Annotated in this window: 9 protein-coding genes; 5 read left to right on the forward strand and 4 right to left on the reverse strand. The window is 68.2% G+C overall.

Annotated elements, in window-relative coordinates; translation table 11 throughout:
• Positions 1-76: 76 nt before the first annotated feature.
• Positions 77-1,039, reverse strand: coding sequence for an LLM class F420-dependent oxidoreductase (locus tag ACQPYH_RS40460; protein WP_432882866.1), 963 nt, complete (start codon positions 1,037-1,039; stop codon positions 77-79).
• An 87-nt stretch (positions 1,040-1,126) separates the two neighbouring features.
• Positions 1,127-2,974 (reverse strand): hypothetical protein, encoded by a 1,848-nt coding sequence (locus ACQPYH_RS40465; protein ID WP_432882868.1) that lies wholly within the window; start codon positions 2,972-2,974, stop codon positions 1,127-1,129.
• 247 nt (positions 2,975-3,221) lie between these two features.
• Between ACQPYH_RS40465 and ACQPYH_RS40470 the strand changes: the two genes are divergently transcribed.
• Both ACQPYH_RS40470 and ACQPYH_RS40475 read left to right on the forward strand, forming a co-directional pair.
• On the forward strand, positions 3,222-3,746 hold the full coding sequence (locus ACQPYH_RS40470; RefSeq protein WP_432882871.1) for a hypothetical protein: 525 nt from the start codon (positions 3,222-3,224) through the stop codon (positions 3,744-3,746).
• A 94-nt stretch (positions 3,747-3,840) separates the two neighbouring features.
• A complete protein-coding gene (locus ACQPYH_RS40475) occupies positions 3,841-6,981 on the forward strand; it encodes a glycoside hydrolase family 3 N-terminal domain-containing protein (RefSeq protein ID WP_432882873.1) in 3,141 nt (1,046 codons plus the stop codon).
• 17 nt (positions 6,982-6,998) lie between these two features.
• On the opposite strand, the gene ACQPYH_RS40480 is transcribed toward ACQPYH_RS40475, so the two are convergent.
• The gene (locus ACQPYH_RS40480; protein WP_432882876.1) at positions 6,999-7,916 is read right to left on the reverse strand and encodes a GlxA family transcriptional regulator; all 918 of its coding nucleotides are present in this window, start codon (positions 7,914-7,916) and stop codon (positions 6,999-7,001) included.
• Between the two features lie 4 nt (positions 7,917-7,920).
• Entirely contained in the window at positions 7,921-8,520 is a 600-nt protein-coding gene (locus ACQPYH_RS40485; protein ID WP_432882879.1) for an isochorismatase family protein, read from the reverse strand.
• A 192-nt stretch (positions 8,521-8,712) separates the two neighbouring features.
• Between ACQPYH_RS40485 and ACQPYH_RS40490 the strand changes: the two genes are divergently transcribed.
• The 3 genes from ACQPYH_RS40490 to ACQPYH_RS40500 all read left to right on the forward strand — a co-directional run bounded on the left by ACQPYH_RS40490 (position 8,713) and on the right by ACQPYH_RS40500 (position 12,503).
• Positions 8,713-9,936, forward strand: a complete 1,224-nt coding sequence (locus ACQPYH_RS40490; protein WP_432882882.1) for an aldose epimerase family protein — start codon at positions 8,713-8,715, stop codon at positions 9,934-9,936.
• A 186-nt stretch (positions 9,937-10,122) separates the two neighbouring features.
• Positions 10,123-11,868 (forward strand): histidine kinase, encoded by a 1,746-nt coding sequence (locus ACQPYH_RS40495; RefSeq protein ID WP_432882885.1) that lies wholly within the window; start codon positions 10,123-10,125, stop codon positions 11,866-11,868.
• Entirely contained in the window at positions 11,859-12,503 is a 645-nt protein-coding gene (locus ACQPYH_RS40500) for a response regulator (protein ID WP_432882888.1), read from the forward strand. The genes ACQPYH_RS40495 and ACQPYH_RS40500 overlap by 10 nt, the downstream gene beginning before the upstream one ends.
• Positions 12,504-12,606: the final 103 nt, after the last annotated feature.

The raw sequence follows: 12,606 nt of genomic DNA on the forward strand, positions 1-12,606 counted from the left end.
CCATGACCGATTCCAGCCACTTTGTGCACCCACCAACCAAAACGCCGGCCGAAAAGTGGTTGGTGGGTGCTCAAAGTCAGGCGAAGCGCTTGGCGACGTTCTCGACGCGCTCGAGCAGATCGAGGTCGTAGGCGACGCCGGGGATGTAGAAGAGCACGTAGTCGGCGCCGGCCTCGAGGACCGCCTCGACCTTGTTCGCGATCTCGTCCTCGGTGGTGATCAGGTTGTCCCGGTCGAACTTGTCCCGGTTCATCGGGCCGAGCGCCTTCTCGGTCGCCTTCTGCGGGTCGTCACCCTTGTCGATCGGGAACACGTTGAAGTTCGTCGACTTGATGATCTCGTCGTAGTCCCGGCCGACCTTCTGGCAGTGGCCGCGAAGGATGTCCGCCTTCTCCTTGAACGTCTCCGGGTTGCCACCGCCGATGTTCGCGGCGTCGGCGTACTGCGCGACCAGCTTCAGCGTGACCTTCGGGCCGCCGCCGCCGATCCAGAAGCTCGGGTGCGGCTTGCGGACGCCCTTCGGCTCGTTGATCGGCGCGTCGATCGAGTAGTACTTGCCGTTGTAGACCGGCTTGTCCTCGGTCCACATCTTGTAGATGATCTCGGTCGCCTCGCGGAACGCGGCCATCCGCTGCGGGATGTCGGTCCACTCGTAGCCGTACGCCTTCCACTCGTGCTCGTACCAGCCCGCGCCGATCCCGGCGTACAGGCGGCCGTGGCTGGCGACGTCGACGGTGGACGCGATCTTCGCGTACAGCGACGGGTTGCGGTAGCCGTTGCAGCCGACCATCTGGCCGATGTTCACCCGCTTGGTGTCGCGGGCCAGCGCCGCGGTCGCGCTCCAGCACTCGAAGGTGGTGTTGTCACTCGGCTCGGGCACCGTGTGGAAGTGGTCGAACAGCCAGATCGAGTCCCAGGATTGCTCGTCGGCGCGCTTGGCGACATCCGTCATCGCCTCCCACTGCTCGATCGGATCGGCGATCTGGGCCAGATCCATCTTCCAGCCCTGCGGGACGAATACCCCGAAACGTGTAGTCATGCCGCCATCCTTTCCATCGATGGCGGCATCGGTCCATGAATATGAGTACTGAATTTGCACTCAATCGGACCACTGCAGCTTCTTAATTCATCTGGCGCTCAGGACTCCCGCTCCGACGCCGGGGCCGGGACGATGGACGGCCCGCGCGGCGAGGATCGCGTTCAGGGTGATCGGCGCGAGGCGTCCGCCGAACTCCTGCCGGGTCAGTGCCGCCACGCCCGCGGCGCTCGGCGCGGAGGCCGACGTACCGAAGAAGAGGCAGGCGCCGGTGGTCGTGGTCGGGCAGGTACCGGAGCCGAAGCCGCCGGCGCCGCTCACCGAGACTCCGTCGGACGCGAGCCAGTACGGCGCCGGGAAGCTCACCGAACCGGGACCGGAGACGCCCTTGCACGGGCCGGGCTCACCGCCCGGGCAGCGGGTCGTGGTGATCAGCTGCGTCGGACCGGCCGCGCTGTACGGCTCCAGCGGCGTGGTCTTCGGGTCCACCGACGCGTTCGCGTTAACGGCACCGGCGCTGGTGGCGAAGCCGATGTAGTTCGAGTCCGGGTTCATCGAACCTGCCCGCTCCGGCGGGTCGATCGTCTGGACGCCCGCCGACAAGGCCCGCCAGCGCAGGTCCAGGATCGGTGCCTTCTTCGCGGTCGAGGTGCCCTGGACGTCGACGACGAGCTTCACGGCCTGGGCCGCGTCGGTCGTGTTGTCGTACTCGAACTGCTCGATCGTGTCACCGACGCCGTTGGCCTGGACGCCCGTGCTGGACGCGAGGCACTTCGTACCGGTCGAGTCCATCAGGTACAGGTTGAGGTCGGTGAAGCCGCCCTGGCCGGCGGTCGGGAAGACGGCCCGCGGCTCGCTCCACTGCAGGGTCGGCAGGATCGACGCCCCCGGCAGCAGGTTGAGGTCGTACGACGTGTCGGCGCCGCGCAGCTTCACCACGTTGTCCGGGGCGAGCGGACAACCGGTGTACGGTCCGGTCGCTCCGTCCGCGCCCTTGCCGGTGCCGACCGCGGCGACGCGCGGAGCGTGCCGCCCGCCGAGGTTGCCTGCCGACGAGCTGACCCAGATGCCGTGCCTGGCGAGGCCCTCCGCGGTCGCGGCGCCGATGCCCTGCTGGAACGCCGGCTCGTCGTCGAGCGCGATGTCCTCGGCGATCATCGTGACGCCGGCGTTGGCGAGGGTGTGGAAGGCCTCGACGTACTGCGCGGTGGTGTCCTGCGTGCTCGCGTACGCCAGCTTCGCGCCGGGCGCCATGTCGTGGATGATCTCGAGCATCGCGGTGCCCTCGTCGTCGACGTACGACGCCGCCTGCTGCAGGACCTGGACATCCGCGGGCAGCTCGCCCTGAGCGATGGCCGCGGCGATATTGTCGACGTCGCCGGAGATCGCGCCGACCTTCTGGCCTTTGCCGGTCAGACCGCGCGCCTGGGCCTTGTCGGCCTTGTGCAACTGAACGGCCTCGGCGGTGACCGGTCCGACGTCTACGGCGGGCCGAAGCGACGGGCGCAGAGCGGTCACCCAGCCGAGACCGGCGACCGCGTCGAGCTTGTCGTACGGCACGGATGCGGACACGAGCCCGGTGGCCGGTAAGTCGGCTCCGGGGACGGCTTTGAAGTCGGCGGAGTTCTTCTCGACCGTGACGCCGAGCGCGGTGAGGGCTGCCTCCTGCGCGGCGGTGACGGGCGCGGCGGCGTACACCTGGACGCCGAGGCGACCTGGACTCTCCACGCTCATTGCGCGCGGCTGCACAGCGGTCGTCTTGCTCTTTGCCGCGGCGGCCGCCTTGTTGGCGGCGTCCCGCAGCATGCTCGGGATCTTGGCTGACGCTGCCGGCACTGCCGACTCCTGTGATGACGCCGCGGATGCGGGTGACACCACCGCAACCACAGCCATCGGAACGATCAGCGCCACGCTGCTCAGCACATAACGGAGCTTCATGGAGTCCCTCCCCCTCGTCGCCGCGACCACAGTCACCCAACCGACAACCAACTGTCCAGACTTCGCGTCCTAACCCGAACCGACTCAAGGGAGAACTCTCATCAACAAGTTCGACCGGCTGTTCACCGACGCGGCCCAACAGATTGCGCAGGGCACTCATCAGCGCGACGAGCTGCCCAAGGACGGCGGTCGCTGGCCCATCAGCGTCGTACTGCGCCCTCCGCGGGACTGCGCCCTCGCACACGCGTTGGACACACTGACCGCGGAGGCAGCCGCGCTATCCGGTCCAGGCCACTGGGAAACCGGCCAGCTCGACTCTGCCCACCTGACCGTCCGCGCCCTCGAACCACGCCGTGACGTGATCCCTCCGGACGACCCCACCCTCGGCCGCTACCAGTCCGCCCTCGACCGCGCCACGAAGGCCAGCACCTGGCCGCTCCGCTTCCACGTCACCGGCCTCACCCTCACCCCGGGCTCAGTCATGGCCTGTGCCCTGCCGGTAGACGGTGGCGCCGACCTCTTCAGCGACCACCTCACCGCCGAACTCGGCCCCGACGCTCGGCACGAGCCCGAACGCCGCGACATCTGGTACCTCAACCTGCTCCACTTCACCACCGACATCGCGAAGCCCGACGAGTTGATCGACTGGGTGGCTGCCCGCCGCCACACGACCGTTGGCACGACCACCATCGGCGTACCGGAGCTGGTCCGCGCCGACCACCAGCCCAGCCCGCGGCCGCATATGCGCCTGGAGCCCGTGAGAGCGCTCTAGTTCCGGAACCGGCGAGGTATTGACCAGTGCGGCGGGAGGGCTGAGAGTCGGGCCCGACGCGGGTGTGCGGCCCGCGCTGAGGTGGGGAGCGCCCATGCGTGGTTTCCGGCGGATTGCTCTGGTTGCGGCGGCGGCTCTGGTTGCCGGGCTGATGCCGCTGGATGCAGTGGCTGATGATCCGACACCGATCACGCTGGCGGCGTTCGAAGGAGGCGAGCCATTCGCGTCCCCGCCGAACGCGGGCATCTTCACCTGGGGCAGCGACGCGGACGACCCACCCACGATGGAACTGCAGACCCGCGCTGACGCGCCGGCCGGCGAGAAGGTCCTGCACGGCACCTACAACATCAGCGGGTACGGCGGCTTCAGCCACGACATCACGTACGACGTGAATCCGGCGGACTGGTCGGCGTACAAGGGGATCCGGTTCTGGTGGTACGGGCAGAACACCGCTCCGTTGCCACCCGGCTCAGGGAAGCGGATCTTCTTCGAGATCAAGGACGGCGGCGCCAACGCCGAGGCCTCCGAGCTGTGGAACACCAGCTTCACCGACGATTGGCAGGGCTGGCACCAGGTCGAGATCCCGTTCAGCCAGCTCGTGTACCGCGGTGACTACCAACCCGTCGGCGGGATCGACCAGATCCTCAACCTGACCCACATGTGGGGCTACGCGTTCACGATGCCGGTCGGCTCACCCGGCGAGTTCGCGATCGACCAGGTCGAGGTCTACGGCAAGGCCGACCCGGCGCTGAAGGCGAGCGTCACCACCGACGCCGGCGTGTACCCGGTCAAGGAGGGCGGCACCGCTGCCGTGAAGGTCTCTGTCGCGACCACCGACGGCTCATCGCTCGAAGAGCCGGTCACCGTCGACTACAAGACCGGCACGGGCAGCGCGGGCGCCACCGACTACACGCCAGTCAGCGGGACGATCACCTTCCCGGCCGGTACGGCGTCCGGCACCAGCCAGGCCGTCGCGGTCACAACAAAGAAGGACCACACCGCCGAGGCCGCCGAGACCATCCCGCTCGAGCTCACCGTCACCGGCGCGAAGGCACCGGCCAACCCGGTCGTGGTGATCAACGCGCACGACCTCCCGTACCTGAACCCGAAGCTCCCGATCAAGAAGCGCGTCGACGACCTCGTCGCCCGGATGACGACGGCCGAGAAGGTCGGCCAGATGACGCAGGCCGAACGCAACGCGCTGCGCTCCCGCAGCGACATCGCGTCGTACGCGCTCGGTTCGCTGCTCTCCGGCGGCGGCTCGGTCCCGACGCCGAACACCCCGGCCGCGTGGGCCGCGATGATCGACAACTTCCAGCTCAACGCGCAGGCGACCCGGCTGCAGATCCCCTTGATCTACGGGGTCGACGCCGTCCACGGACACAACAACGTGGTCGGGGCAACGATCCTGCCGCACAACATCGCGATCGGCGCGACCCGCGATCCTTCACTGGCGGAGAAGGCCGGTGAGGTGACCGCGACCGAAGTCCGCGCGACCGGCATCCCGTGGGACTTCGCGCCGTGCGTGTGCGTCGTCCGCGACGACCGCTGGGGCCGTGCGTACGAAGGCTTCGGCGAGGACCCCGCGCTCGTGCAGTCGATGGCGACCGTGATCACCGGCCTGCAGGGTAAGGCCGACGGCAGTCAGCTCAAGCAGAACAACCACGTGCTCGCGACGGCGAAGCACTTCGTCGGCGACGGCGGTACGACGTACGGCAGCTCGACGACCGGCTCGTACAAGATCGACCAGGGCATCACACAGGTCACGCGGCAGCAGCTGGAGACCATCCACCTCGCGCCGTTCAAGACCGCGGTCGATCTCGGCATCGGCACGGTGATGCCGTCGTACTCGAGTATGTCGATCGACGGTGCGCCGCCGGTGAAGATGCACGGTGACGGCGAGCTGATCAACGGCGTACTCAAGCAGCGGATGGGCTTCGACGGGTTCGTGATCAGCGACTGGCAGGCGATCGACCAACTGCCGGGCGACTACGCGAGTGACATCCGTACGTCGATCAACGCCGGCCTCGACATGATCATGGTGCCGACGAACTACCAGGGCTTCACCCAGGGACTGACCGACGAGATCGCGGCCGGGCGGATCCCGATGACGCGGATCGACGACGCCGTACGGCGGATCCTGACCGAGAAGTTCAAGCTCGGCCTCTTCGAGCACCCGTACGCCGACACGTCGAACATCTCCTCGATCGGATCGGCCGCGCATCGTGCGGTCGGGCGTGAGGCCGCGGCGAAATCCCAAGTATTGCTGAAGAACGACGGCAACCTGTTGCCGCTGAACGCCGGTCAGAAGGTCTATGTTGCCGGGAGCAACGCCAATGACCTGGGCAACCAGATGGGCGGCTGGAGCATTACCTGGCAGGGCGGTTCGGGTGCGACGACCACCGGCACGACGATCCTCGACGGGATCAAGCAGGTGGTGCCGACGGCAACCTTCAGCGCGGACGCCTCCGCTCCGCTCGAGGGTCACGACGTCGGCGTGGTCGTGGTCGGCGAACGCCCGTACGCCGAGGGAATCGGTGACGTGGGCAACGGTCACGACCTGCAGCTCACGGCCGCCGACAAGGCCGCGGTGGACAAGGTGTGCGGCGCGATGAAGTGCGTCGTACTGATCGTGTCCGGGCGGCCGCAGGTGATCGCGGACCAGCTCGGCAAGATCAACGCGGTGGTCGCGTCGTGGCTGCCCGGGACCGAGGGCGCGGGTGTTGCCGACGTACTGTTCGGAAAGGTCCCGTTCAGCGGCCGCCTGCCGGTCAGCTGGCCGCGCACCGAGGACCAGGAGCCGTTGAACGTCGGCGACGCGTCGTACGATCCGCAGTACCCGTTCGGCTGGGGTTTGACCACGCAAGCGGCCGCCCGTCAGCAGCTGACCGCCGCGCGCAACAGCCTGCTGCGTAGCCACGATCCGTATGCATTGGCAGCCGGGGTTGCGGCGAGCGTCGCTTTGAGCGTCAAGGACTGGTCGGGGCCGCAGGCAACTATCGCCCTGGCCGCGGCCGCACAGTCCGCCAAGCTCCTCGAGCGCACCAAGGCCGACACCTTCGCCGAAGACGATGCCGTCGTCGGGGTGGCCCGGTGGATCGCCCAGAACCACATCGGCCAGAACCTCAACGAGCCGGCGTCCAAGCTCATCTCGGACGCGGATCACGCCCTCCTCAGCGGGCAGCTCTCCACCGCGACCACCAAACTGATCGCGGCCTCGAAGCTCCCCCAGTAAACAAAGTTGGTTCCGGTCTAAACAGAAGTTCGGCTGCGGAGGCGGCGGAGCATGCGGGCGTCTTCGAAGCCGACAGTGCGGGCCGCTGTCTCGATCGTGGTGCCGTGGCCGATGAGGTTTTCGGCGCGCTCGAGGCGGAGGAGTTGCTGATAGCGGAGCGGCGTGAGGCCGGTCGCGGTGGTGAAGAGGCGGGTCAGGGTGCGCTCACTGACGCCGACCTGGCCGGCGAGGTCGGAGAGCAGGAGACGATCGGCGTACCGGGCGTCGATGACGTCCTGCACGCGGTGGGCCAGATCGTTGAGATGGTCGCGGTGGCGGAGCATGGCCGACTCCTGCAGCTCGTCACCGTTGCGACGGGCGTAGACGACCATCTCGCGAGCGATACGGGCGGCCGCCTCCGCGCCGTGGGCGACCGCGACCAGGTGGAGGGTGAGGTCGATACCGCTGGCGATCCCGGCGGAGGTGATGACGCGATCGTCCTCGACGTACAGCACATCGCGCACGATGGCCGCCCGCGGATAGCGGGCGGCCAACTCGTCCGTCAGGTCGTGGTGCGTCGTGAACCGCCGGCCGTCGAGCAGACCGCTGGCTCCGAGCGCATCGGCACCAGAGCAGACACTCGCGACGGTGCCGCCTGCCGCGTGGTGGTCGCGCAGCCGCTGGCGGGTCGCCGGCCCGATCGGCGGGACCGGTGACAACCGTGGCGATCGCCACCCCGGCACGACGATCAGGTCGTCCGGCCCGATCTCCGGCCAGTCCAGTTGTGCCCGTAACGGCACGCCCTGCGCGGTTGTGACCTCTTCGGACTCGGCGACGTAATGCACCTCGTATCCGTACCCGAAGTCGTTCGCGGTCGTGAACACCTGCGCCGGCCCGGCGAGATCCAGCAGGTGCACCTTGGGCACCAGCACGAAGACCACCCGAGTGGGACGCATTCGGTCAGGATGTCACGGGTACGGCGGTGAGCTCGTCAAGTGTCCGGATCGTGGCGAACCGGCCGGCCAGCACGTACTCCGTACGCCCGGCGACCTGCTCCGCGGTCAGGGTCCGCGGGTCGGCGAGGATCTCCTCGATCGACGCCTCGTCGCGGATCGACCAGTGCGCCAGCGCCATCGTCGCGGTCGCCTCGGTCACGAACACGACGTCGTACCCGAGGTCGGAGCCGACGCGGGCGGTCGTCTCGCAGCACTGCTCCGTACGGATGCCGCTGACAACGATCTCGGAGATGCCGTGCTGGGTCAGCAACTGCTGCAGATTCGTTGTGGTGAAGGCATTGTGGGACGTCTTCGTGATCCTCGGCTCGTCGGGCAACGGTTCGAGTCCGTCCATGAGCCGGACATAGCCGTTGGCCGGGTCGAACGCGCCGCCGGTGCCGGGCTCGGTGTGCAGCACCCACACGACGAGGTCACCCTTGTCGCGGGCGGCCTGCACCAGACGGTTGACCCGCTCGGCGATGTCCGGATGGTTCACCAGCTGCCAGTTCGGGCGGGTCCGGAAGGATTCCTGGACGTCGATCACGATCAGTGCGGTTCGGCTCATGGGACCAGGATCGCGCGCGGACGGCGTACCGGAGAAGGCTCGATCGGGGCCGGGACCGGACCGATCCGGTCATCACAGCGAGCACCGTGAAGAGATCGGACGAATTCACACTGATCCGAACTGTTCCAAACACCGGTCTGGCGCGCTTATCGTGCCAAGGTCCTGCTTTCTACAACGATTGAGGGGATTGCGATGCCCGATCACCTGCCCCGCCGCCAGGTCCTCCGGACCGCCGGCGCACTGGGCCTCGGTGCCGCCGCCGCGGGCGCACTCACCAGCACCGCGGACGCCACAACTCACGCCGCGAGTACGCCGGATAGGTTGGCCGCCATGGGCGAACACCACGGCAAGCTCGAGATCCGCAAGGACCCGTTCGGCACCACCCCGGACGGCCAGGGAGTGGACGTGTACACGTTCACCAACGGCCGGGTGACGATCTCGATGCTCACCTGGGGCGCGACGATCCAGAAGGTCATCACGCCGGATCGGCGCGGGAAGAACGAGAACATCAGCCTCGGCTTCGACAACCTGCCGGACTACGCGGCGCTCAGCCCGTACTTCGGCGCCACCATCGGCCGCTACGGCAACCGGATCGCCAAGGGCAGGTTCACGCTCGACGGGACGACGTACCAGATCCCGATCAACAACGGCGAGAACGCGCTGCACGGCGGCACGATCGGCTTCGACAAGAAGGTGTGGAAGGCCAAGATCGTCAAGTCCGACATGGCTGTCGGCGTCGCGTTCACCTACGTCAGCCCGGACGGCGAGATGGGCTTCCCCGGTGAGCTCACCAGCACCGTCACGTACACGCTGGACAAGCGCGACAACCTCCGGATCGACTACCACGCGACCGTTGCGGGCAAGCCGACCATCGTCAACCTGACCAACCACGTGTACTTCAACCTGCTCGGCGAGGGCAACGGCACCATCTACGACCACGTGCTCGAGCTGAACGCCGCGAAGTACACGCCGGTCGACGTGAACCTGATCCCGACCGGCGAGATCGCCCCGGTCGCCGGCACGCCGTTCGACTTCAACCGGCCGACCGCGATCGGCGCCCGCCTGCGCGGCGACCACCAGCAGCTGATCTTCGGCCGCGGCTACGACCACAACTTTGTGATCGCCGGGCAGGCCGACCACGACGGCATGCGCTTGGCCGGCCGCTTCACCGAGCCCGAGCACGGCCGCACGATCGAGGTCCACACCGACCAGCCCGGCGTCCAGTTCTACAGCGGCAACTTCCTCGACGGCACTTTCCTCGGCATCGGCAACAAGGCCTACCGCCAGGGCGACGCCTTCGCCTTCGAGACCCAGCACTTCCCCGACTCCCCCAACCACCCCAACTTCCCGTCGACGGTCCTCCGCCCAGGAGAGACCTACAAGAGCACGACCATCTACAGCTTCGGCACGAAGTAGGAGACCGGATCTCCAGGCCATCACAAATGCGGCCGGGACTGCCCGCTGAGCGTGGGCGGCCCGGCGGGCCGCCAACTGTGATGGCCTGGGGATTCGGCATTGCCTGGTGCCGCCCGCGGGGGCACGCTGACTAGGGGGACCGACTCAGCGATCGCCATCTCGACGACCGTTTCCAAGGGTGAGGCGGTGGCTGTGGTGGGGGGATCGGCGGCGGTACCCGCAGTTGCCCGGGGACCGGGCGCCTGGGCGTTGTGGGGGACGGTCGCCCTCGGCTTCGGCACCCTCCTCGGCTCGATCGGTCTCGCACTGGCGGGCGACGAGCTGGTTCGGCCCGGCCTGCAGGCGTTCCTGTTCAACTGGATCACGATCCCGTACCTGATCAGCGGCACCCTCGCCTGGTGGCGCCGGCCGGACAGCCGCCTCGGTCCGCTGATGATCGCCACCGCCTTCGTGATGGCGCTGACCGCGTTGCAATGGTCGTCGGTGCCCGCGCTGCACACGTTCGGCCACCTGCTCGACATGGTGCCGTCCGCCATGTTCCTGCACGTGTTCCTCGCCTACCCGACCGGGCAGCTGGAGACCCGGCCGCGCCGGATTCTGGTTGCCGCGGCCTACGTGAACGTCGTGATCCTGCAACTGGCGAAGATCCTGCTCGGCGGAAATCCGGACAGCCTGCTCGCGATCACCTCCCAGCCGGCGCTGGCAGCGCGGATCGAACAAACGCAATTGATCGCCATGAGCGTTCTGCTCCTGGCGGGCGTCGTTCTGCTTCTGGTACGGCGACCCGCCGGCCGGAGACGACCGGTGACCCTGCTGGTGGACACGTTCGGTCTGGCCCTGGTGATGCTCGCGATCCTGTACGTCGCGGGCTTGCGCGGCTGGCCGCAGATCGAGGTCGTCCGGCACATCACCTTCGCCGCCGTCGGACTCGCCCCGGTCGCGTTCCTGCTCGGTCTGCTGGACTCCCGGCTGGCGCGCACTGACGTCGGCGCCCTGCTGATGGAACTGCGCGCGCACCCGACCAGCGATCTCCGCGAACCCTTGGCACGGACCCTGCACGATCCGTCCCTGATCCTTGCCTACTGGCTGCCCGACTACGGGACCTGGGCCGATCCGGACGGTCAGGCCGTCTCCCTGCGGGGCCCCGAGGACGGCCGGGCGACCCGCGTCATCCATCGCGACAACGAGCCGGTGATCGCCCTGGAGTTCGACCGATCACTCCAGGACGAGCGGGAGTTACTGGACGCAGTCGTCGCAGCGGCCGGGATCGCCCTGGAGAACAACCGGCTTCAGGTGGAGCTCCGTGCCCGCCTGCTGGAGCTGCAGGGCTCACGCGCCCGGGTCGTCGACGCGGGCCAGAAGGAACGGCAACGCCTCGAACGCAACCTGCACGACGGCGCCCAGCAACGCCTGGTCGCCCTGGCACTCGAGCTGCAACTGATCGCACGGAGCTCCTCGAAGGATCCAGAGACGTCAGCACGGCTACTGAAAGCCAAGCACGAGGTGACCGCCTCGCTCGACGAGTTGCGAGACGTCGCGCGCGGCATCCACCCAGCAGTGCTGACAGGCCACGGCCTGCCGGTCGCGCTGGAAACGCTGGCCGTCCAGGCCGCCGTACCTGTCGAGCTCGATGTCGCGGTCGACGGCCGGCTGCCCGAGCGGATCGAGGTCGCGGCGTACTACGTGGTCAGCGAGAGCCTCACGAATATCGGCAAGCACGCAAAGGCGACCGCGGCCTCCGTGCGGGTGACGCGATCGGAGAAGGCCGTTGTCGTGGAGGTCGTCGACGACGGTATCGGCGGCGCGGACACCGAGCGCGGGACCGGGCTCCGGGGTCTGGCCGACCGGGTCGAGGCTGTCGGTGGCCGGCTGCGGATCTGGAGTCCGGCCGGACGCGGGACCCGGCTCGAAGCGGAGCTCCCATGCGAGTAGTGATCGCCGAGGACAGTGTGTTGCTGCGCGAGGGAGTCACCCGGATCCTCAGCGACGCCGGGCTCGACGTGGTCGCGGCGTACGACAATGCCGACGACCTGCTGCGGTACGTCCGGAGCTTCCCGCCGGAGGTCGCGATCCTCGACATCCGGTTGCCGCCGACCCACAACGACGAGGGGATGCGCGCCGCGTTGCGGATCCGCGAGCAGCATCCGGGGGTCGGCGTACTCGTGCTCTCGCAGTACCTCGAGCTCGGTCTGGCGATGCAACTGCTGTCCGAGTCGGCCGAAGGAGTCGGCTACCTGCTGAAGGACCGGATCAGCGACGTGGACGACTTCGTCGCGGCGGTACGGCGGGTGGCCGGCGGCGGCTCGGCGGTCGATCCGAAGATCGTCTCCACGCTGCTGAAGCGGCGGCGCGGTGACGACCCGCTCGCGGTACTGACGCCGCGCGAACGGGAGGCACTCGAGCTGATGGCCACCGGCGCCTCCAACCAGGGCATCGCCGACGCCCTGACGATCACGTTGCGGGCCGCGGAGAAGTACGTCTCCGGCATCTTCACCAAACTCGGCATCCCGACCACCCGCAACGAGTCCCGCCGGGTGCTCGCCGTACTGCTCTATCTCCGGGCCTGACACCAGAAACCCGAACCCCTCCTCCACCGGTCGACCGGTCTCCGGAACGCGCCCGCGGGCGCGAGTCTCGGACGTAGACCGAGTCCCTGGAGGAGCAGTGCAC

Origin of the sequence: Kribbella sp. CA-245084 (assembly GCF_050942355.1) — a bacterium.
Lineage (GTDB): Bacteria > Actinomycetota > Actinomycetes > Propionibacteriales > Kribbellaceae > Kribbella.

Coding starts and splice junctions, on each gene's coding strand:
- ACQPYH_RS40490 (WP_432882882.1), top strand. CDS start 8,713: ATGCCCGATCACCTGCCCCGCCGCCAGGTCCTCCGGACCGCCGGCGCA.
- ACQPYH_RS40485 (WP_432882879.1), bottom strand. CDS start 8,520: ATGAGCCGAACCGCACTGATCGTGATCGACGTCCAGGAATCCTTCCGG.
- ACQPYH_RS40475 (WP_432882873.1), top strand. CDS start 3,841: ATGCGTGGTTTCCGGCGGATTGCTCTGGTTGCGGCGGCGGCTCTGGTT.
- ACQPYH_RS40465 (WP_432882868.1), bottom strand. CDS start 2,974: ATGAAGCTCCGTTATGTGCTGAGCAGCGTGGCGCTGATCGTTCCGATG.
- ACQPYH_RS40460 (WP_432882866.1), bottom strand. CDS start 1,039: ATGACTACACGTTTCGGGGTATTCGTCCCGCAGGGCTGGAAGATGGAT.
- ACQPYH_RS40500 (WP_432882888.1), top strand. CDS start 11,859: ATGCGAGTAGTGATCGCCGAGGACAGTGTGTTGCTGCGCGAGGGAGTC.
- ACQPYH_RS40480 (WP_432882876.1), bottom strand. CDS start 7,916: ATGCGTCCCACTCGGGTGGTCTTCGTGCTGGTGCCCAAGGTGCACCTG.